Source organism: Mesorhizobium sp. LNHC252B00, assembly GCF_000502955.1.
Lineage (GTDB): Bacteria > Pseudomonadota > Alphaproteobacteria > Rhizobiales > Rhizobiaceae > Mesorhizobium.
The window spans coordinates 21,336-42,110 of record NZ_AYWO01000009.1 but is presented as its reverse complement, the minus strand read 5'-3'; the positions used below and the strand labels follow the sequence as shown (position 1 = coordinate 42,110).

At 61.7% G+C, this 20,775-nt stretch carries 16 protein-coding genes and 1 pseudogene; 11 read left to right on the top strand and 6 right to left on the bottom strand.

Annotated features, from left to right (window positions below; translation table 11 throughout):
- The first annotated feature begins 2 nt into the window (after positions 1 to 2).
- Positions 3 to 950, top strand: a complete 948-nt coding sequence (locus X744_RS156325; protein ID WP_023759385.1) for a glutaminase — start codon at positions 3 to 5, stop codon at positions 948 to 950.
- 391 nt (positions 951 to 1,341) lie between these two features.
- Complete coding sequence (locus tag X744_RS1000000173680) at positions 1,342 to 1,620, top strand: hypothetical protein (protein ID WP_156938545.1); 279 nt, start codon at positions 1,342 to 1,344, stop codon at positions 1,618 to 1,620.
- 109 nt (positions 1,621 to 1,729) lie between these two features.
- Here the strand turns inward: X744_RS1000000173680 and X744_RS156330 are convergent, their stop codons facing one another.
- Entirely contained in the window at positions 1,730 to 4,633 is a 2,904-nt protein-coding gene (locus X744_RS156330; protein ID WP_023759384.1) for a ribonuclease E/G, read from the bottom strand.
- Positions 4,634 to 5,286: 653 nt separating this feature from the next.
- On the opposite strand from X744_RS156330, the gene X744_RS156335 reads away from it, so the two are divergent.
- From X744_RS156335 to X744_RS1000000175995, 9 genes and pseudogenes are all read left to right on the top strand, one after another.
- Positions 5,287 to 6,549, top strand: a complete 1,263-nt coding sequence (locus X744_RS156335; RefSeq protein WP_023759382.1) for an N-acetylmuramoyl-L-alanine amidase — start codon at positions 5,287 to 5,289, stop codon at positions 6,547 to 6,549.
- 211 nt (positions 6,550 to 6,760) lie between these two features.
- The gene (locus X744_RS156340) at positions 6,761 to 9,217 is read left to right on the top strand and encodes a penicillin-binding protein 1A (protein ID WP_023759381.1); all 2,457 of its coding nucleotides are present in this window, start codon (positions 6,761 to 6,763) and stop codon (positions 9,215 to 9,217) included.
- A 119-nt stretch (positions 9,218 to 9,336) separates the two neighbouring features.
- Positions 9,337 to 10,468, top strand: a protein-coding gene (gene prfB, locus X744_RS156350; RefSeq protein WP_156938544.1) for a peptide chain release factor 2 whose coding sequence is annotated in 2 segments (ribosomal slippage) — positions 9,337 to 9,402 and positions 9,404 to 10,468 — 1,131 coding nt in all. Because the reading frame shifts where the segments join, the coding sequence is not laid out codon by codon here.
- 439 nt (positions 10,469 to 10,907) lie between these two features.
- Entirely contained in the window at positions 10,908 to 11,285 is a 378-nt protein-coding gene (locus X744_RS156355) for a hypothetical protein (RefSeq protein ID WP_023759378.1), read from the top strand.
- Positions 11,286 to 11,465: 180 nt separating this feature from the next.
- A complete protein-coding gene (locus tag X744_RS156360) occupies positions 11,466 to 11,834 on the top strand; it encodes a GFA family protein (RefSeq protein ID WP_023759377.1) in 369 nt (122 codons plus the stop codon).
- Positions 11,835 to 12,008: 174 nt separating this feature from the next.
- The gene (locus tag X744_RS156365; protein WP_023759376.1) at positions 12,009 to 12,659 is read left to right on the top strand and encodes an OmpA family protein; all 651 of its coding nucleotides are present in this window, start codon (positions 12,009 to 12,011) and stop codon (positions 12,657 to 12,659) included.
- A gap of 245 nt (positions 12,660 to 12,904) precedes the next feature.
- Positions 12,905 to 13,510, top strand: coding sequence for a hypothetical protein (locus X744_RS156370; RefSeq protein WP_023759375.1), 606 nt, complete (start codon positions 12,905 to 12,907; stop codon positions 13,508 to 13,510).
- Positions 13,511 to 13,770: 260 nt separating this feature from the next.
- The gene (locus X744_RS156375) at positions 13,771 to 14,679 is read left to right on the top strand and encodes an ankyrin repeat domain-containing protein (RefSeq protein WP_031260222.1); all 909 of its coding nucleotides are present in this window, start codon (positions 13,771 to 13,773) and stop codon (positions 14,677 to 14,679) included.
- Positions 14,648 to 14,890: pseudogene (locus X744_RS1000000175995) on the top strand (LysR substrate-binding domain-containing protein); the annotation flags it as partial. The gene X744_RS156375 and the pseudogene X744_RS1000000175995, both read left to right, overlap by 32 nt.
- Before the next feature lie 62 nt (positions 14,891 to 14,952).
- On the opposite strand, the gene X744_RS156385 reads toward X744_RS1000000175995, so the two are convergent.
- The 5 genes from X744_RS156385 to X744_RS156405 form a co-directional block, all read right to left on the bottom strand.
- Positions 14,953 to 16,536 carry a DEAD/DEAH box helicase gene (locus X744_RS156385; protein WP_031260221.1) on the bottom strand — a complete coding sequence of 528 codons (1,584 nt, stop codon included), beginning with the start codon at positions 16,534 to 16,536 and terminating at the stop codon, positions 14,953 to 14,955.
- 202 nt (positions 16,537 to 16,738) lie between these two features.
- On the bottom strand, positions 16,739 to 17,512 hold the full coding sequence (locus X744_RS156390) for an NAD kinase (RefSeq protein ID WP_023759371.1): 774 nt from the start codon (positions 17,510 to 17,512) through the stop codon (positions 16,739 to 16,741).
- Positions 17,513 to 18,166: 654 nt separating this feature from the next.
- Entirely contained in the window at positions 18,167 to 18,928 is a 762-nt protein-coding gene (locus tag X744_RS156395; RefSeq protein WP_023759369.1) for an MBL fold metallo-hydrolase, read from the bottom strand.
- A gap of 2 nt (positions 18,929 to 18,930) precedes the next feature.
- The gene (locus X744_RS156400) at positions 18,931 to 19,995 is read right to left on the bottom strand and encodes an ABC transporter ATP-binding protein (RefSeq protein WP_023759368.1); all 1,065 of its coding nucleotides are present in this window, start codon (positions 19,993 to 19,995) and stop codon (positions 18,931 to 18,933) included.
- Positions 19,992 to 20,774, bottom strand: a complete 783-nt coding sequence (locus X744_RS156405) for an ABC transporter permease (protein ID WP_023759367.1) — start codon at positions 20,772 to 20,774, stop codon at positions 19,992 to 19,994. The genes X744_RS156400 and X744_RS156405 overlap by 4 nt, the downstream gene beginning before the upstream one ends.
- Between the last annotated feature and the right edge of the window lies 1 nt (position 20,775).

Here is a 20,775-nt window from a genome sequence, read left to right as displayed (position 1 = left end):
CCATGCCGGAGCTCGGACAGGCTACGAAACTTGATCAGGCATTGGCCGAAGTCGCCGCTGAAATGGCGGAACGCACCGATCGTGGCGACGTCGCGTCCTATATTCCGCAACTGGGCAAGGTCGATCCGAAGAAGTTCGGCATCGCGGCTGTCACCAATGACGGCCGCATGCTGATGGCGGGCGATGCCGAACAGGCCTTTTCGATCCAGAGCATCTCGAAAGTGTTCACCCTGACATTGGCGCTCGGCAATGTCGGCGACGCGCTGTGGCAGCGGGTTGGGCGCGAGCCTTCGGGCAATCCATTCAACTCGATCGTCCAACTCGAGCACGAGAACGGCATTCCGCGCAATCCGTTCATCAATGCCGGCGCCATCGTCATTTCCGACATCCTGCTCGCCGGCCACGAGCCGCGCGAAGCGATCGGCGAAATCCTGCGCTTCGTCCAGTTCCTCGCCGATGACGAAACGATCATCATCGACCGCGAGGTCGCCGCGTCCGAGCGCGCCACCGGCTATCGTAACTTCGCGCTCGCCAACTACATGAAATCCTTCGGCAATCTGCACCATGCGCCGGAGCTGGCGCTGGGCGTCTATTTCCATCATTGTGCCATCGCCATGAGCTGCCGGCAACTGGCGCTGGCCGGCCGCTTCCTGGCCAATGGCGGCAAGAATCCGGCGACCGGGCATTCCGTGGTGTCGGCCGAGCGGGCGCGACGCATCGGCGCCATGATGCTAACCTGTGGCCACTATGACGGCTCCGGTGACTTTGCCTTCCGCGTCGGCATCCCCGGCAAGAGCGGCGTCGGCGGCGGCATATTGGGCATCGTCCCGGGCGTGGCGTCGCTTGCCGTCTGGTCGCCCGGCCTCAACGCCAACGGCAATTCCAAGCTGGGATCGATCGCGCTGGAAAAGTTGGCCAGGATGATGAACTGGTCGATCTTCGCGCCTTGATGCGTGTCGTCCAAAAGTGCGCAGCGATTTTGGGACAACGGCATGCGTAGAACGTAGAATCAAAGAAGCGCTTTAGCATTTCGCGGCGGGTCGGAACGCCAGATGTGAAAAATTCGGTAGTGGGTCAGTTCAGAATCTTGGATTTGCCGGCGAGTGCCCACAGCGCCTGCCGCGGCACCGTCTAACCCGAACGACATATATCGTTCGATCAGTTCCGGGCCATTGACCATAATACTATCGAACGGAGAATGGCCCCCTTCGCTGGAAGGGTCTCATATAGTTCTTTGCGGCATCAGGCCGTGCCTCTGCCTCTCACGTGCCTCTGCCTCAGAAAAAAATGCGGCCTCTCAAAAAAGATGCGTCGCCTTTAGGCTTCTCAGTGGAGGAAGAGATGAAAGCGCTCCTTACTTTCGCGGCGGCTTTGGCACTCGCGCTCGCAGCGTCCGCTCCCGCGTCTGCCGTGAAGAATGGATTTGACAGCGATACGTCAACCACATCCGGACAGGGAAATGGCGGAAAAACAAATGACAGCGCCAACCCGGACAACAGTGGCACGACGACAACGACAACCACGACTTCAGGACCACATGGTCAGGTGAAACAGGGCGAGACCGACTGTAATAACTGCTCAACGACGACCACGTCGGACCTGCCGGGCAAGAACAGATAGGTCAACGAGGAACCAGGGGCGCCGCCCCTCGCTACCAAAAATCCCGCGCCGTCTTTCGAAACAGCGCGGGATTTATTTGTCAGAAAATCACTTCAAGCGACTGAAAGGCTTAGAAAAACCCTTTTCGCTGCCACCAGCCTGCACGCTTCGGCTTGTCCTCGGTTTTCGCCGCCGCTTCTTCGGCTACGGTCGAGGACACCACCGGCACAACCGGCGCATTGACGGCGGCCGGCTTGCGCCGCGACGGGCGGGCCTTCGGTGCCTGCTCGACGGCAATGGCCTCGTCTGACGCAGTGGCCGGCGTCTCGACCGGTGCTTCCGCCTCGGCAGCCGGCTCCTCCGCGACGACCTCGGCCGCGGCCTTCTTCGGCTTGGCGGCACGGCGTGGCTTCTTCGGCTTCTCGGTGCTGGGCGCGTCGTCATTGGCCGGAGCAAGCGCCGCCGGCTCTTCGACCGGTGCGGCGACCAGAGGTTCGCTGGCCTCGGTTACCGAGACTTCGCCTTCAGACGCGTCGGCAGTTTCGCCAGTGCTTGCCTCGGCCTCGCCTTCGCCGTCTTCGCGGCGGTTGCGTTTGCCGCCGCGCTTGCCGCGCCGCCGCTTCTTGCCTTGGCCTTCATCCGAAGTTTCAGCCGTTTCGGCAACACCGAGAGGGGCGTTGTCGCCCGCTTCCGCGTCACTGTCACTGGCGGCGGATTCTGTGAACTCGCCGGCTGGAGCGGAAATGACAGCGCCGTCCGTTGGCGCGCCATGTTCGCGGTCGCGATCCTTGCCGCCGCGACGTCTGCGGCGCTTGCGACGCTTGCGGTCACGGCCTTCGCCTTCCTCACCGCCGGCAGCGGGTCGGGGTTGTTGCTGCGGCTGCGGGCGTGGCTGTTCGGCCTGCACCGGCGCCTCATCGTCTTCCTCGACGACGACAATCTCGTCCTCGGGCTCTTCCGGCTCGACATAGGCCGGGAAGCTGCGGGCCTCGACAAAGCCTTCCGGCTTCTCGGCCAGCGCGCCGCGGAAGATCGCATAGTGCTGCGCACCGACTGAATCGTCAGCCTCAATGGTGATCGTCAGCCCAAAGCGGCTCTCGAGTTCCACAAGCGTGCCGCGCTTGTGGTTGAGCACGTAGAGCGCGGTCGCCGCCGGTGTCCGCACGGTGATGTGGCTGCGCGAATCCTTGAGCAGGAACTCCTCGATTGCCCGCACCACCATCAGCGCTACCGACGAATCGGACCGCACATGGCCGGTGCCGCCGCAATGCGGGCAGGGCTTCATGGTCGATTCCAGCACGCTGGCGCGGATGCGCTGGCGTGACATCTCCATCAGACCGAAATGCGAGATACGGCCGACCTGGATGCGCGCGCGATCGTTCTTGAGGTGATCCTTCAGCCGCTTCTCGACGGAGCGGTTGTTGCGGTTCTCCTCCATGTCGATGAAGTCGATGACGATCAGGCCGGCGAGATCGCGCAGCCTGAGCTGGCGTGCGACTTCCTCGGCGGCCTCCAGATTGGTGTGGAGCGCGGTGTCCTCGATCGAGTGCTCCTTGGTGGAGCGGCCCGAATTGACGTCGATGGCAACCAGCGCCTCGGTCTGGTTGATGATGATGTAGCCGCCGCTCTTCAGCGTCACCTGCGGCTGCAGCATGCGGTCGAGTTGCGCCTCGATGCCGTTGCGCACGAAGATCGGCGTCGTGTCGCGGAAAGGCTGAACCACCTTGGCGTGGCTCGGCATCAGCATGCGCATGAAGTCCTTGGCCTCGCGATAGCCTTCCTCGCCGGAGACAAGAATCTCGTCGATATCCTTGTTGTAGAGGTCGCGCACCGAACGCTTGATCAGACTGCCTTCCTCATAGACCAGGGCAGGCGCCGTTGACTGCAAGGTGAGGCTGCGGACATTTTCCCAAAGCCGCATCAGATATTCGTAATCGCGCTTGATCTCCGCCTTGGTGCGGCTCTCGCCGGCGGTGCGCAGGATGACGCCCATGCCCTGCGGCACTTCGAGATCGGCAACGACCTCCTTGAGGCGCTTGCGGTCGACCGCGCTGGTGATCTTGCGCGAAATGCCGCCGCCGCGCGCCGTGTTCGGCATCAGCACCGAATAGCGGCCGGCAAGCGAAAGATAGGTGGTCAGCGCCGCGCCCTTGTTGCCGCGCTCTTCCTTGACGACTTGCACCAGCAGGATCTGCCGGCGCTTGATCACTTCCTGGATCTTGTACTGGCGGCGCACCGGCTTGCGCCGGTTGCGCACTTCTTCCAGCGCATCCTCGGCACCGACCGATTCGATCTCATGATCATCCGGATGCGAGGACTGCACTTCTTCCAGCATGCCGCGATCACTGTCGCCTGACGTAGCTTCGCTGTTTTGTTCGGCCTGCGGGACGGATTCGGAAATCACATCGGCTTCGACGGAGGCTGCGATCGATGTCGGACCGCCTTCGCGGGTTTCGCCTTCGTCCTGCTCAGCTTCTTCATGTCCGGACGCATCGGCATGTTCCGACGTATCGGCCGCATGTTCGATGATCTCGGAGGTGTGGGAGATGTCCTCGACAACAGCGTCGGCGCCATTGTCGTTATCTTCGCTTGCCCCGGCAGCTTCGCTTGCCTCGCCGGATTCGGCTGCATCGCGCTTGTGCTCACCACGGTCGCGTGTCTTGCCGCCGCGCCGACGGCCGCGCCGTCCACGATCGCGGCTCTGGCGATCTTCGCCATCGCCGTCCTCATTCTCCTCGTCCTCGGCCTCCTGCGCTTCCGCGCGCAGCAGTGCCTGACGATCGGCGACCGGAATCTGGTAGTAATCGGGGTGAATTTCACTAAAGGCGAGAAAACCGTGACGGTTCCCGCCATATTCGACAAAGGCTGCCTGAAGGGAGGGCTCTACGCGCGTTACGCGGGCTAGGTAGATGTTTCCTTTAAGCTGCTTCTTGTCCTGGGATTCAAAGTCGAATTCTTCAATACGGTTACCGCGAACGACGACAACGCGTGTTTCCTCCGGGTGGGAGGCGTCTATCAGCATTTTGTTGGGCATTATTTCGTTTCCCCCCGGCAGCCGTCAGCCGCAGCTTGCGAGGCAATGCCTGCTGCTGCGTTTCTGGAGTGTGGGTGCCGGATATCTTAACGTCCGCCGGCCGCCGCTTGAGCGCCATGGCGGTGCCGCCCGCAGCCATACTGGCGCGGTTTGATGCGGACCTTTCCATGATTGCGCTTGAAGCCATCGTCACCAGCAGAACCTTTTGAACCAAAGCCCGGACGAACCGGACCAGCTTGTTTGCTCATACAGAGCCGGCACGGGAACAAACCCGGCCGTTTTCCTCACGCAGGCGATTCCCCCGCCACGGGCGCACACCTGCGAAATTCGTCGCGATCACCTGGAGCCTTTTCGCGTGAAGCGAAAGGAGCCGCCTTTTTCATCTGACCCTGTAGCAGGAAGCTGCGGAGGAGGGCGGTTCCAGGATTGCAGTGATCCACCATCGCTTTTATGATTTGGCGGGGTGGAAGGCAACCCCGATTTCCGATGCCGGCAAAAAGCAGTTCCGTTGCGTAAGTCTGGTTCGACCCTTGCATGAAAAGGCTTGGTTAACCTTCTCTGGATACCAATCGTTAATCGAGTTCGCGGCCTAACCGGCACTTCGACGAATCGACCAGGCGCCTGGCGCCAAACCGGGAGCGACTGGACGAAAGATGGGACCGGCAGACTTCACAGACAAGGGATGTCGTGTCGGCAGTCGGATTCTGGCCACTTTCTGCTTCTTGTTGTTGCTGACGATCTCGTCTGCCTTTTCCTCGATTGCCCAAGCCGACGACGCTCCGGCCGTGGCAAAAGGCTACAAGATGGCGGGCAACGCCACCAAGATGCGGATCGTCATGGATTTCGACCGTGAGCCCGATATCAAATGGTTCCTGCTGCGCGGCCCCAACCGCCTTGTCATCGACCTAGCGAATACGAGGTTCGCCATTGACGCCAAGGATTTGAAGGCACGCGGCCTGGTCAAGGGCGTACGCCTGGGCGATCTCGGCGAGGGCGTTTCGCGGCTGATCCTCACCGGCAAGGGGCCCTTCGCCGTCGACAAGCTCGATGTGCTCAAGAACGAGGACGGAACCGGCTACCGCATTGCCATCGACATGTCGGCGGCTTCCGAGCGCGAATTCGATGCCGCACTTGCCAATCAGGCGCTGACCACCGGATCGACGGTTTCGACCGACAAGGGCGAGCGGGTCGGCACTGGACCGGTCTCCAATCCGGGCCATCGCTTCACCGTCGTCATCGACCCAGGTCATGGCGGCATCGACGGCGGCGCCGAGGGCCTGAACGGCACCATCGAGAAAAACGTAACGCTGGCCTTTGCCACGGAGTTGCGCGACAAACTCGCCGCCGTCGGCAATTACGATGTGTTCATGACGCGCGACACCGACGAATTCCTGCGTCTGGACGATCGCGTGCGCATTGCCCGCCAGCACGAGGCCGACCTGCTCATTTCCATCCATGCCGACACAATCAGCGTCAAGGGTATCCGCGGCGCCACTGTCTACACCGTCTCCGACAAGGCTTCCGATCCCGAGGCGCAGGCGCTTGCCGACCGTGAGAACCTCTCCGACCAGTTCGCCGGCATGGAGATCAAGAACGACAGCAAGGAAGTCACCGACATTCTGATCGACCTGATCCGCCGCGAAACGCACAATTTCTCGATGAGTTTCGCTCACACGCTGGTCGGCCAGCTGTCGACCAGCGTCGGGCTCATAAACAATCCGCAGCGTTCGGCGGGCTTCAAGGTGCTGAAGGCACCCGATGTGCCGTCCGTGCTGGTTGAACTCGGTTACCTCTCGAACGCCAAGGACGAGGCCCAGCTGCTCAACCCCGACTGGCGCGGCAAGGCGGCCCAGAGCATAACCAACGCCGTTGCGCTTTTCGCTTCAGCCAAAGCCGGAGCAAGGGCCGGAGGCTGACATGTCCGGCGGCTCTGCAACCAGAGCCGGCGTGGCGCGACGACAACACCAGTGCTTTTATTTCCGGCTCGGGGCCGCGAAATCCGGCATTGCCGTATTTTGCCCACATGGTGGCGACAAGGGTTTTCGATTACGGATTGGGACCGGCTCGAATGCTTGCGCGAAAGGCGGCTTCGTTTAGGAAATTCCCGAACCAAGGACTGGAGCGGGTATGATTCGTCTTATTGGCTATTTTTTCGGCATCGGCACGACGCTGGCCCTTCTGGTCGCGGCGGGCGTTGCGATCTACATTGGCCATTTGTCGAAGGATCTGCCCGACTACGAGGTGCTGGCCAAATACGAGCCGCCGGTGACCACCCGCATCCATTCGTCGGATGGTGCGCTGATGGCCGAATATGCCCGCGAACGGCGCCTGTATCTGCCCATCCAGGCCATACCGGATCGCGTCAAGGCGGCCTTCCTGTCCGCGGAAGACAAGAACTTCTACAATCATCCCGGCATCGACGTGACCGGTCTCGGCCGGGCCATCATCGTCAACCTGCAGAATTTCGGCTCCGGCAGGCGCCAGGTCGGCGCCTCGACGATCACCCAGCAGGTGGCGAAGAACTTCCTGTTGTCCTCGGACCAGACCTACGAGCGCAAGATCAAGGAGATGATCCTCGCCTTCCGCATCGAGCAGGCCTATCCCAAGGACCGTATTCTCGAACTCTACCTGAACGAAATCTTCTTCGGCTTCGGCGCCTACGGCGTCGCCGGTGCGGCGCTGACCTATTTCGACAAGTCGGTCAACGAGCTCAGCGTGGCCGAGGCCGCCTATCTGGCATCCCTGCCGAAGGGTCCGAACAATTATCACCCCTTCAAGCATACCGATCGCGCGCTGGAGCGCCGCAACTGGGTCATCGACCAGATGGTCGAGAATGGCTATGTCACGCGTGAGGAAGGTGCCAAGGCCAAGGCCGAGCCGCTGGGCGTGACGCCGCGCCGGAACGGCAACTATCTGTTTGCCGGCGAGTACTTCACCGAAGAGGTGCGCCGCCAGATCATTGCCCGTTACGGCGAGAATGCGCTCTACGAGGGCGGCCTTTCCGTCCGCACCACCCTTGATCCGAAGATCCAGCTCATTGCCCGCAAGTCGATGCAGAACGGGTTGATGAAATATGACACCCTGCGCGGTTATCGCGGGCCGGTGACGTCAATCGACGTGTCCGGCGACTGGGGCGTGCCGCTGGGCAGCGTCAAGGGGCTGGAGGATGTTCCGGAATGGTCGCTCGCCGTCGTGCTCGACAGTTCGGCGACCGGTCTGTCGATCGGCCTTCAGCCAGCGCGCCAGGCGTCGGGCGAGATCGCCAAGGAACGCGTCGAAGGCACCGTCAGCAAGGAGGACATGGGTTTTGCCATGCGCCATGTGGTCGACGGCAAGACCGTCAAGGCCAAGTCGCCGGCAGAGGTGTTGAAACCGGGCGACGTCATCTTCGTGCAGAAGAACGATGGCTCCGATAGCGCCTACAGCCTGCGCCAGGTCCCCGAAGTGGAAGGCGGCCTGATCGCCATGGATCCGCATACCGGCCGGGTGCTGGCCATGGTCGGCGGCTTCTCCTACGCTCAGTCCGAATTCAACCGCGCGACGCAAGCCATGCGCCAGCCGGGCTCCTCCTTCAAGCCGATCGTCTATTCGGCGGCTCTCGACAATGGCTATACGCCGGCCTCGGTGATCATGGACGGACCGATCACCATCCAGAGCGGCAACACGACCTGGACGCCGAAGAACTACGACGGCACCGTCGCGGGCCCGGCGACCCTGCGCTCCGGCATCGAGAAGTCGCGCAACCTCATGACGGTGCGGCTTGCCAATGACATGGGCATGAAGCTGGTCGTCGAATATGCCGAGCGCTTTGGTGTCTACGACCATCTGGCCCCCTATCTGCCGATGGCGCTAGGCTCCGGCGAAACGACCGTGATGCGTATGGTGTCGGCCTATTCGATCATGGCCAATGGCGGCAAGTCGATCAAACCGTCGCTCATCGACCGCATCCAGGACCGCTACGGCAAGACGGTGTTCAAGCAGGACGAACGTGGCTGCCAGGGGTGCAATGCGACCGAATGGCAGAACCAGCCCGAGCCGGAACTGGTCGACAACTCCGAGCAGGTGCTCGATCCGATGACCGCCTACCAGATCACCTCGATGATGGAAGGCGTCGTGCAGCGTGGCACCGGCGCCACCATCGGCGAACTCGGCCGCCACATCGCCGGCAAGACCGGAACGACCAACGACGAGAAGGACGCCTGGTTCATCGGTTACACGCCCAATCTCGTCGTCGGTCTCTACATGGGCTACGACACGCCGCGCGGCCTTGGTCATGGCGCCACCGGCGGTGGTCTTGCAGCACCTATCTTCAAGGACTTCATGCGGGTGGCGCTGGATGGCACGCCCAATGTCGACTTCAAGGTTCCGGACGGCATGAGTCTGGTCGCCATCAATCGCAAGACCGGCATGCGCGCCGCAGCGGGTGATCCCGGCACCATCACGGAAGCCTTCAAGCCGGGTACCGGTCCTGCTGACAGCTATTGGGTGATCGGCATGGGCGCCGACGGCTCAAATGCCACAGGTGGCGCGCTGTCGCCACAGGCCAATCAAGCCATCCAGTCCGGCGGCGGCGGCCTCTACTGACGACTTTCATGGGCGGGTGGGCTGGCCTTGCGCCAGCCCATTTTGCTTTACAGCCGGCGGCGGCCTCCCTATGTATCGCGCCGACCGATTTCAGCAAACACAGGACAGAACAGCCAGCCATGCGCGCGGAAACGCAGAATATTGTCGACGAGATCAGGCAGGCGATCACCCTGCTGAGGAGGCATCTTTGACTGGGATCAGGCCATAAAACGGCTTGAATACCTCAATGTGCGCGCCGAGGACGCCAGTCTCTGGAACGAACCGCTGGAAGCGCAGAAACTGATGCGCGAACGTCAGAGCCTCGAAGAAGGCATCGCCTCGGTGAGAGGGCTGACGCAGGCGCTGGAAGACAATATCGGCCTGATCGAACTCGGCGAGGAAGAGGGCGACGAGGGCGTGATCGCCGAAGCCGAAGCCGCGCTCCGTTCGATGCAGGGCGAAGCGAAGGCCCGCCAGGTTGAGACGCTGCTGTCGGGTGAAGCCGACGCCAACGACACTTATCTCGAAATCCATGCCGGCGCCGGCGGCACCGAAAGCCAGGATTGGGCGTCGATGCTGCTGCGCATGTACACGCGCTGGGCCGAGCGGCGCCGCTTCAAGGTCGAGGTCCTGGAGGTGCATGACGGCGAAGAGGCCGGCATCAAGTCCGCCACGTTGATGATCAAGGGCCACAACGCCTATGGCTGGATGAAGACCGAATCCGGTGTGCATCGGTTAGTGCGTATTTCGCCCTATGACAGCAACGCACGTCGGCATACGTCCTTCGCCAGCGTCTGGGTCTATCCGGTCATCGACGACACGATCGAGATCGACGTTTCCGAATCCGATGTTCGCATTGATACCTATCGCTCGTCCGGCTCCGGCGGCCAGCACGTCAACACCACCGACTCCGCGGTGCGCATCACCCACCTTGCGACCGGCATCGCTGTCGCCTGCCAGGCCGAACGTTCGCAACATAAGAACAAGGCCAAGGCCTGGGAAATGCTGCGCTCGCGTCTCTATGAGGAGGAGCTGAAGAAGCGCGAGGCGGTTGCAAACGCCACCGAAGCCTCGAAGAGTGATATTGGCTGGGGTCACCAGATACGCTCCTATGTGCTGCAGCCCTATCAGTTGGTGAAGGATCTTCGCACCGGCGTCGAGAGCACCAGCCCGTCGAGCGTGCTCGATGGCGACCTCGACGATTTCATGGAGGCCTCATTGTCGCAGCGCATCGAAGGCGGTGCCGGCGAAGCAGTGGCGGACCTGGACTAAGGGTATGCTCATATTCAGGTGAGGCCGGCCTGCAAACGGCGGCTCATGCGCTGCCGGTGCTGATGGACCCGAACCCTGCGCCCCAGGACGAGGAGAGAATGCCGACGGCCTGCCTCAATATCAAGAGCATGTGATCGCCAACCAGCCATAGGCTGGAACCACACGGCACCGATCCCGTTTATTCGACACCTGTTTGCCGGGAAGTTGATTTCAGCGGTCGGTAGCGGATGATTGGTTGGCATGCGCCGCGGTACTCGTGAACGCAGCAATTTCTTGCGCCGACTCACATTTGCGCTCACCATCACGGCATTGAGGGGAGACAAAAAGCATTTATGGCCGGGCGCGGCATATCTGCAAGCTGACGATCTGGCCGCTGGGAAGACACGTTCCGGGAACGGGCAAGCGAACTGCTTGATGCTCGTTTGAAAGGAACGCTTCCATGTCTGCTGCCACTTCCAGATCGGCCCATGCCGCTGAACCGGCCGGCCGACTCTTGTTTTCCCTGTTCGCAATTGCCGCAATCGCAATGCTGACGGCACCTGCCTTTGCGCATGACGCCACACCGACAGCGGCAAAGCCACTAGGCTGGAGTTACCCATTCGCATGCTGCGCCAACTATGATTGTCGTACGGCTCATACTGGCGAAGTGTTGGAAAAACCCGAGGGCTATGTCATCGCCGGCACGGGTGAGGTTGTTCCCATGAGCGACAAGCGCGTCAAGGACAGCCCTGACGGTGAGTTCCACTGGTGCGCGCATCAGGCCGGTCTCGACGCCGGCAAGACAATCTGCCTGTTCGTGCCGCCTCGCTCTTATTGACGACACGACATCCGCGGCCGCGTGTAATGGGGCAGGCTACTGACTTGCCGGAGCTTGTCTATGCCTGGGCAGCCCGGGCATTCGTGGTTCGGTGGACGCATGATGACAGACGGTTGTCAGGAGCACTTCTTTATGCTGCCTTTGCCCCATAGGTGGCGGGCAATGGAGAGGAATTCGTCGATGACCATCAAGGGAAGCTGTCATTGCAAGGCGACGACGTTTGAGGTTTCGCAGGCACCGCAGACTGTGACGCAATGCACCTGTTCGTTCTGCTCGAAACGCGGCTCGCTCTGGGCCTACTACATTCCATCGCAATTCAAGCTCACCAGCCCGATGGAGAACGTTTCTTTCTACCGATGGGGGTCGAAAACGGTAAATCATGGGTTTTGCGCTACCTGCGGCTGCGGCACCTTCACGGAAACGCCGGACTGGTCGACGGGCGAGCCTAATTTCGAGAATCCCAAGATCAGCGTCAATTCGCGGTTGTTCGATGATTTCGATCTGGACAAGGTCGAAGTGGTGGTCATCGATGGCAAGAATCTCTGGTAGCCTAATTCAGGCCACCCCGGCGTGGCGATGCGGCGCCGTCGCCGGGGTGTGATCCCCGGAAAAGCCGTGGGCGGCGTTTTTGCCGTTCCGTTTTTCGCCGCAATTCATGGTACAAGTCGCCGGAAGGGCTGATTTGGCGCCACCGCAAGGCGTGACTTGGAGAGGGACCATCCTATGAAAAAGACTGTGCTCGTCGTCGTGGCGACGGCTGTGCTCATGAGTGCCTGCACCACCACTGATCCGTATACAGGCGACCAGAAGATTTCCAACACCGCTGCCGGTGCTGGCCTTGGCGCCCTGGCGGGTGCCAGCCTTGGCCTGCTTGCCGGCGGCAATGACCGCCGCAACGCGCTGATCGGCGCGGGCATCGGTGCGCTTGCCGGTGGTGCCATCGGCGCCACAATGGACCAGAACGAAGCCGAACTGCGCCGGCAACTCGAGGGTACCGGCGTCAGCGTCACCCGTAGCGGCGACCAGATCATCCTCAACATGCCCTCCGATATCACCTTCAATACGGATCAGGACGCAGTGAAGCCCGGCTTCTACCAGGTGCTGAATTCGGTCGCGCTGGTGCTGAAGAAGTTCAAGCAGACCACGGTCGATGTGTTCGGCCACACCGATTCGACTGGTGGGGATCAGCACAATTTCGACCTGTCCCAGCGCCGCGCCCTGGCGGTCGCCAACTATTTGTACGGCCAGGGCGTCGATCAGCGCCGCTTCGCCGTCACCGGTTTCGGCAAGACGCGTCCGGTCGCATCGAACGCTACGGCCGAAGGGCGCGCTCAGAACCGCCGCGTCGAAATCCAGCTGTCGCCGCTTACCTGATCTGTTCGGCGAGGAATGCGAAGCGGCCCCGCGTTGGGGCCGTTTTTGTTTGGGCTGTTAAGGGCGCTCTTCGGATCAGCGCCAGAACATTAGTTTATGCTAAATAAAAACTTTCCCGCAACCACGGAAAGGAATAGCGTAATTGCCGTTCCGTAGGGGATGAGGCGGTGCAACTGGCCGCGCACTCAGCATTTTTTTCCGCCTCGGGTCTTGCACGGCCAGATGAGAAAATCTGGGAGGAATGCATGCCAAGAACAGCCAGTCTTGGGCGCTGCGGCGTCCTTGCTTTAACAGGCCTGATGAGCGCATGGTTGGGCGTCGCTACGGCGCGGGCCGAGGACGCCAACAAGGCCGACATCGATGCCTTGAAAAAGTCGCTCGCCAAATATGAAGACTACACCGCAGCCGTCCGCGACCTTTATCTGTCGACAGTCGGCTGCGTCTACTACAGCGGCGAAAAGATAGCGGGTGCGATGGATTACCCGAAAGGCGCCATGGGTATCCATTTCGTCAACGTCCCGAGTGTCGGCCAAAAACTCGACCCGATGCACCCCAATGTGCTCATTTACGAACCGACCAAGAAGGGTTTGCGCCTGGTGGGTGCGGAATGGCTGGTGCCTCTGACGCCAGACATCAAGGAACCTCCGAAGCTTTTCGGCCAAACCTTCATGGGACCGATGGAGGGGCACTATCCGCTCATCCCGCGGGAGTTTGTGCACTATGATCTTCACGCCTGGCTGACGGACAACCCGAACGGGATGTTCAGTCCGACGAACCCGAACGTGAAATGCAGTAAGGCCGAATTTCCGATGCTGGAGAAGCCGACCAAGATGATGCCTGGACCGATGTAACGGGCGAGCCAGGCTGGCTAGAGCATGTCGCCCAAACCTCGGTTATGGGACAACGACATGCATGACACAAAGACCTAAAGCGGGTCGCCTGGATCCGTTCGGACGCGACACGCTTTAGGGCGTGAATTCATAAACGGGCATGGTTGGATCAACATGTCTGCTTCCGAGGCGAAAGCGGCCATTCTCGGCTAGCCGTGTCACCACCAGCAAGCTCTTGTTCTAGATCAACCCGTCATGGAACTCTCTTCAGGGAGGATACAATGATCAAGCGAGGACGCATGTGGGTGACAAGAGCTTCATGCGTCCTTTGCCTTTTTACACTGCCCGCCCACGCGAGCAACTTAGGTGATCTTGTCAGGAATGGCGACGTCGCGGCGGTGGCTTCCGCCTTGGACAAAGGCGCCGCTGTCAACGAAATTGACGGCGTTACGGCGCTCTACATCGCCTGCGAAGGCGGAAATGTCGAGTTAGCCAAACTTCTGATCAATCGTGGCGCGGACGTCAACCTGCCCGTCAGCTGGCAAAGAACGCCACTCTACGCCGCCAACAAGGCTGGGCACGCCGAGATCGTGAAGCTGTTGCTCGACAATGGGGCCGATCCAAATCAGGTGGCGAAAGCGCAGACGCCGCTGCACGTGGCTGCCGAAAATGGCTGCCTTCAATGCGTCATTCATCTTGTGGACGCCGGGGCAGAGGTCAACGCACTGACATCGAATGGAAATCCGCCCATACATTTGGCTAAGCTCAGGGGTCACGATGACATCGTGGCCTACTTGCGCAGTCATGGCGCCGGACGACCGGCCGTTGCGCCGATTTCGGCTCGACTTGCATCGGCAAGCGCTGAATCAGGCAAGGAAATTTTCGACGGAACGTGCGGGGCTTGTCATCTTGCATCGCCGAACCTTAAGATTCCCAAACGGGTTAATCTGTGGGGCGTCGTAGGGCGGCCGAAGGCCTCACAAAGCGATGTCCCGTATTCGTCAGCTATAAAGGAAGCCGGCGGCACTTGGACCTTTGAGGACCTCAATTCTTTTATCTCAAATCCGGCATTCGCTTTGCCCGGAACAGATATGATTTTCCCGGGTCTGCAGGACGAGAAGCAGCGAGCTGACCTCATCGCTTACCTGCGGACCTTGAGTGACACACCGCTGCCGCTTCCCGACAATTGATTGCTGCTGTCTGGCGAGCACTGCAATCCGCAACCAGCGATCGGAGCCGTCAGGCATCCTGCGCGTGAGCGCACCAGTTCTGTTCGGTCCGGATTTCCTCGTACGGGTCATCGCGGATTACATGCGGACCTATCCTCGGGTCGAGGTTGACCTCCAGCTTTCCGATGGATTTGTCGATCTCGGTGCCGATCTGGCGATACGAATCGGCAAATTGCCGATTCCAGCGCAAACGGCTGCTTTTGCGCGTCCAAGAGGACGCGCAGCGCTGTCGTATCAGACCTTGGCGACGATCTTCATGAAGGCTGGCATGTCATCGCCGAAGCCGACGGTGGAGTCGTTGTCTTCCTGGTGGCGTTGGCGGGCAGGGCGGTTGCTGTCGCGCTGCGGCCTGGTGTCGCCGCGTTCCGGTGCGCGCTGCTCGTTGCGATCGGATGATTTGCGCTCGGTGTTTTCCGACCGGATCGCGTCCTTGCGCGAGCGGCGTTCGCCGATGTCGGCGACCGCGCCCTCGGCCACATCGGGCTGATCCTCGCGGACCGTTTCCGGTGCCGGTTCTTCACTGTGCCTGGCGTGGCGTTCGCGTGGTTTGCGGTCGCCCCTGTCCTTGCGTTCGTCGTCCTTGCGGCCGGCACGGCGCGGCGCGCCTTTGCCGCGGCGCGGAGCATCGTCCTCGCCTTCGCTGGCGACCACTGTCGACAGGTCGCCATCATGCCACTCGATCTTGTTGCCGATCAGCCGCTCGATGGCGTCGATGTACTTGGTGTCCGACTTGGTCGCGATGGTGAAGGATTTTCCAGAGCGCCCGGCGCGTCCGGTGCGGCCGATGCGGTGAACGTAGTCCTCGGCATGGATCGGCACGTCGTAATTGAAGACGTGGCTGACATCGGGGATGTCGAGACCGCGCGCGGCGACGTCGGAGGCGACCAGGTAGCGCAGCTTGCCATCGCGGAAATTAGCCAGCATCTGCATGCGCGCGCGCTGGTCCATGTCGCCATGCAGCGCGCCGGCGTCGAAATCATACTTCAGCAGCGAGCGGAACAGTTCCGACACTTCCACCTTGCGGTTGCAAAAGATGATGGCGTTCTTCAGTTCCGCATCCTCTGCCTTGATCAAATTGCGCAAGGTCTCGCGCTTGTCCCATGGCTTGGAGCCGGACTTGACCAGGCGCTGGATGATGTTGGTCGCTGCGGACGCGGCCTTCGAAACCTCGACGCGCACCGGCGCGTGCAGGAATTTTTCGGTGAGTTTGGTGATCTCCGGCGGCATCGTCGCCGAGAAGAACAGCGTCTGCCTGGTGAACGGGATCATCTCGCAAATGCGCTCGATGTCGGGGATGAAGCCCATGTCGAGCATGCGGTCCGCTTCGTCGATAACAAGGATCTCGACGCCATTGAGCAACAGCTTGCCACGCTCACGGTGATCGAGCAGGCGGCCGGGCGTCGCGATCAGCACGTCGGCGCCGCGCTCCAGCTTCTTGTCCTGTTCGTCGAACGACACGCCGCCAATCAAGAGCGCAATGTTGAGCTTGTGGTTCTTGCCGTATTTGACGAAGTTTTCCTCGACCTGCGCGGCAAGCTCACGTGTCGGCTCGAGAATGAGCGTGCGCGGCATGCGGGCACGGGCGCGGCCCTTTTCCAGTCTTGTGAGCATCGGCAGCACGAAGGATGCCGTCTTGCCGGTGCCGGTCTGGGCAATGCCCAGCACGTCCTTGCCGAGAAGCGCGTGCGGAATGGCACCAGACTGTATCGGCGTCGGCTGCGTGTAGCCGGCGTCGGTGACTGCGGAAAGAACCTTCGGCGACAGGCCTAGGTCTGAAAAGGTCAACGCTTCTGGAGCGGTCGTGGTGTCTGAGGACAATTGTTGCTGTCTTTGGCTGGTTCGGGGAAGCGCAACGGCGTCTAACGGCGTCTATCGCGGCAAGCGCCACGCGCCTGCAAGATTGGTATTGCAATTAGGAGCAAGCCCTCGATTTGTCAACAGAAACGGCCGTGATTGGCGCGATTGTGAAGTTGTAACCTTAATCGGGATGCTTAATCGAGGTGTCGGTCGCGGCGCCGGCTCAATAGCGGAACTGTTCGGCGAGAATGCGTTCGTTCCAGGAATGGTTGGGATCAAACAGCAACGTCGCCGTCGCAGTGGGCGATTCCCTGACCGTGACCGAGGTCACCGCCTTGACTTCCGTATGGTCGGCGGCGGCGTTCACAGGCCGCTTTTCCGGCTCGAGAATGTCGAAGCGCACGGTCGCCTTGTTGGAGAGCAGCGCGCCGCGCCAGCGGCGCGGGCGAAACGGGCTGACCGGGGTCAGCGCCAGCAGGGGCGCGTCGAGCGGCAGGATCGGCCCGTGCGCGGAAAGATTGTAGGCGGTGGACCCGGCCGGCGTCGCGATCATCACACCGTCGCAGCTCAGTTCCTCGAGCCGTATTTGCTCGTCGACGGTGATGCGGATTTTGGCCGTCTGATAGGATTGCCGCCACAGCGCGACTTCGTTGATCGCCAGCGCCGAAAGCGTTTCGCCTGCCGAGGTCTCGGCCAGCATCTCCAGCGGGCGGATCGTTTCTGCGACCGCGGCCGCGATCCGCTCGGTGAGCCCGCCGGACCGGTACTCGTTCATCAGGAAACCGATGGTGCCACGGTTCATGCCGTAGACCTTCTTGCCGGTCCCCATCGTCTCGCGCAGCGTCTGCAGCAGGAAGCCGTCACCGCCAAGCGCGACGACGATCTCGGCATCCTCGACGGAGGACTGGCCATAGCGCGCCGACAGGCCTTCCAGCGCCGTCTTGGCGTCGGCGGTGTCGGACGAGACGAAGGCGATGCGGCTGGCGGTTTTGCTCATGGTTCCCCGACGACGACCGGTTGGCAGCACGCTGTTGCTGGGCCGCGCCAGCGCCGGGGTAGCATGGGCGGGCCAGGTCTGCAAAGAGAGGCATTATCCCGGATGCCGTGGCTATCCTGGATGCCATGGCTATCCCGGATGCCGTGGCTATCCCGGATGGCAAGGCGACGGCAGAACGGCGGGTTGCGGACGTGCCGTTCGCGCGTCATGTCAGAGGCTGCGCGAATGTGATGGTTAAGACCGGGCTTAAGCTCTCGTAAAGCCGGACCCGTCATGTTAGCCGGGCATCGGATGGGTGGCGTGGGGCTAGCCAGTCGAGGCCGTCATATTGCCGGTAACACGCCTGATCATCGTCTTTCTGATGCTGGGAAGCTTCGCGCTGCTCTTTGCCGAACTGGTGCGCCAGTCCGAAGAGACGAGCTTCCGGCCTCAACCCACGGCGTCGCGCTGTGGTGATGCCGCCGGGGCGCCATGCCCACAAAGGGCGCTGTAGTCACGAAGTTCTCCTCAGCAGATCCGGTCGGCCGCCGCGTCGATAGCGTGCGCCAAAGCTGCTGCGCAAACCGGCTACCAAGAAGGTATTGAGTGGTGTTCGAGTGGTTTCGCCAACGGATCGTCAGCCGGCGCTGATCGCCGAAATCACGCTCAACTCAGCTATGAACGCTGCCGCAGATGGCAGCCGGCTTGCCGCTTCTGCGCCAAGTACTCGTCGACAAGCTGGCGATAGCGCACTTTTCCGAAGCTCGGGAAATGGCCGCCATGCACGACCGAGACGTCGAGGTCGCGCAGGCGCAGCAAGGTGGCGACATAGTCATCGACCACGGAGTGGTAGACATCGTCGATCAGCGGGCCGTCATAGATGATGTCTCCGGATAACAGGATGCCCGTCCTGTTTTCGTAGAGCGCGATGCCGCCGGGCGAGTGGCCGGGCGTATGGATCACCTCGAAGGCGCGGTCGCCGAGATCGACGACATCGCCATGTGCGAGCAGACGACCGGCGGGTGCGGGTAGAATGCCGTAGCGTGCCGTGTCCCAGCCTTGCGGCATGCCCTCGAACATCTCGTCCGTCGCGTAGGTGCTGGCGGCGGTCCATTCGTTGCGCGGATCGGCGAGGATTTGAGCCTCGGCTGCATGCACCCAGCGATCGGGAAATTCATGGTGGCAGCCGATGTGATCGAAATGCGTGTGGCTGGCGACGCAGGTCAGTTGTCGCTCGCTCACGAGCGGCACATGACGCCTGAGGCTGAAATGGCCAAGCCCGGTATCGAACAGGAGATCGCGGTCGCGGCCGCGCACATGCCACATGTTGCAGCGGAAGAATGGCTTGATCCACGGCTCGTGGATCAGCGTCACGCCATCGCCCATGCGGATGGTCTCGTACCAGTCTGGAGCGTCGATGAGCGGAAGCGTGCCCATGTTCAATCCGTCAAAAGGATGATCGCGCCGATATCGCACGAAATCGCGACCGTGTCGCCAGGCTGGACGGTGGAGGTAGGCGGCAGCCTGGCGATGAAGTGTAGCGACGGATCTTCGACGGAAACGGCGAGCACGCGCTTGAAGCTGCCCTGGAAGACGATGTCGCTCACCTCGGCCGTGCCAAGCCCGACATCGCCGCTGGCCACGCCGAAGACGAGATGCTCCGGCCGTATGGCGAGCCCGACGGCCGAGCCGACCGGCAACGCGCCGGGCAGTGAAATCGGCCCGACGGGCGTCGCGACCGTGCTGGTCCTGTCCTTGGCCTCCGCAACCTTGCCGGCGAGGATCGTGCTTTCGCCCATGAAGGTCGCGGAGAAGCGCGTCGCCGGCCGCGCATAGACGCGCTCGGGCGGGCCTTCGTCCTCGATGCGCCCGTCATTCATCACCACGCAATGGTCGGCCAGCGCCATCGCTTCTTCCTGGTCGTGGGTGACATGGATGAAGGCTGTGCCGACGCGCTTCTGGATTGCCTTCAACTCGTCCTGCATTTGCCGGCGCAGTTTGAGGTCGAGCGCGCCGAGCGGCTCGTCGAGCAAAAGCACCGCCGGTTCGATCACCAGCGCCCGCGCCAGAGCCACGCGCTGCCGCTGGCCGCCGGAGAGCTGATGCGGCTTCTTGTCGAAAGCGGAGGCCAGCCCAACCAGCGCCAGCGCCTCGCGTGCCTTTGCAGCCCGGGTCGCGCCGTCGACGCCCTGCATGCGCAGCCCAAAACCGACATTGCCGCCGACGCTCATATGCGGGAACAGCGCGTAGTCCTGGAACACCGTCGTCGTCGGGCGCTTGGCCGGCGGCACCGAGGTGCAGTCCTCGCCGCGGATGAACACTTTGCCTTCGCTGGGCGTGACGAAGCCGCCCAGAATGGACAGCAGCGTCGTCTTGCCGGAGCCTGAGGGTCCGAGCAGGATCGTGTAGCTGCCCGGCTCGATCTTGAGCGAGACATTCTTCAGCACGATTTGCTGGCCAAAGCGATGCGATACGGAACTTATGTCGACCAGGGGTGCAGTCATGCTCTTCTCCTGCGCAGCAATGTCAGTTCGAACAGCACGACCAGCACGATCGAGACGGCGAAGACCAGCGAGCCGACGGCATTGGTTTTCGGGTTGAGGCCGGAGCGCAGCAGGTTCCAGATTTCCACCGGCAAGGTCGTGTCGAAACGGGTCAAAAGGAAAGAGATGACGAACTCGTCCCACGAGAAGGTCATCGACAGGAAGAAGCCGGCGAAGATTGCCGGCGCCATGACCGGCACGGTGATCAACAGCAGCACTTTCCATTCCGGCGCGCCGAGATCGCGCGCGGCGCGTTCGATGTTGATCTGGTGGTCGCCCATCTGGCTGTAGATGATGGCAAAGCACAGCGGCAGGTTGATCACGACATGGCCGATGCCGGCGGCGAGCAGCGATTTCGGCACCCCGGCCCAGTTGAACAGCACCAGCAGTCCCATGCCGATGATGAGGTAGCTGACGGTCAGTGGCAGCGTGATCAGCCCGCGCAGCAGACCGGAGCCGGGCAGGACGAAACGGGCAAAGCCCCAGGCGGAGAGGAAGCCGAGCGTGACGGCCGCAAACGACGAGATGGACGCCACCAGCAGCGAATTGACCAGCGCCGAGGTCAGCCGCGGGTCGGAGAGAACCGCATCGTACCAGCGCAGCGACGGGCCGGTGAAGGGCGGGATCGGAAACGACGTCGCCTGCAACGAAAACAGCACCAGCACGATCACCGGCAGGAAGATGAAGCCGTAGATCAGGACGGCGTAGAGCCACGAGGCGATGCGGACGATCCTGGCCATC

Excerpts from the sequence above, each read along its gene's own strand:
- X744_RS156325 (WP_023759385.1), top strand. The coding sequence starts at position 3 with ATGCCGGAGCTCGGACAGGCTACGAAACTTGATCAGGCATTGGCCGAA.
- X744_RS1000000173680 (WP_156938545.1), top strand. The coding sequence starts at position 1,342 with ATGAAAGCGCTCCTTACTTTCGCGGCGGCTTTGGCACTCGCGCTCGCA.
- X744_RS156330 (WP_023759384.1), bottom strand. The coding sequence starts at position 4,633 with ATGCCCAACAAAATGCTGATAGACGCCTCCCACCCGGAGGAAACACGC.
- X744_RS156335 (WP_023759382.1), top strand. The coding sequence starts at position 5,287 with ATGGGACCGGCAGACTTCACAGACAAGGGATGTCGTGTCGGCAGTCGG.
- X744_RS156340 (WP_023759381.1), top strand. The coding sequence starts at position 6,761 with ATGATTCGTCTTATTGGCTATTTTTTCGGCATCGGCACGACGCTGGCC.
- X744_RS156355 (WP_023759378.1), top strand. The coding sequence starts at position 10,908 with ATGTCTGCTGCCACTTCCAGATCGGCCCATGCCGCTGAACCGGCCGGC.
- X744_RS156360 (WP_023759377.1), top strand. The coding sequence starts at position 11,466 with ATGACCATCAAGGGAAGCTGTCATTGCAAGGCGACGACGTTTGAGGTT.
- X744_RS156365 (WP_023759376.1), top strand. The coding sequence starts at position 12,009 with ATGAAAAAGACTGTGCTCGTCGTCGTGGCGACGGCTGTGCTCATGAGT.
- X744_RS156370 (WP_023759375.1), top strand. The coding sequence starts at position 12,905 with ATGCCAAGAACAGCCAGTCTTGGGCGCTGCGGCGTCCTTGCTTTAACA.
- X744_RS156375 (WP_031260222.1), top strand. The coding sequence starts at position 13,771 with ATGATCAAGCGAGGACGCATGTGGGTGACAAGAGCTTCATGCGTCCTT.
- X744_RS156390 (WP_023759371.1), bottom strand. The coding sequence starts at position 17,512 with ATGAGCAAAACCGCCAGCCGCATCGCCTTCGTCTCGTCCGACACCGCC.
- X744_RS156395 (WP_023759369.1), bottom strand. The coding sequence starts at position 18,928 with ATGGGCACGCTTCCGCTCATCGACGCTCCAGACTGGTACGAGACCATC.
- X744_RS156400 (WP_023759368.1), bottom strand. The coding sequence starts at position 19,995 with ATGACTGCACCCCTGGTCGACATAAGTTCCGTATCGCATCGCTTTGGC.
- X744_RS156405 (WP_023759367.1), bottom strand. The coding sequence starts at position 20,774 with ATGGCCAGGATCGTCCGCATCGCCTCGTGGCTCTACGCCGTCCTGATC.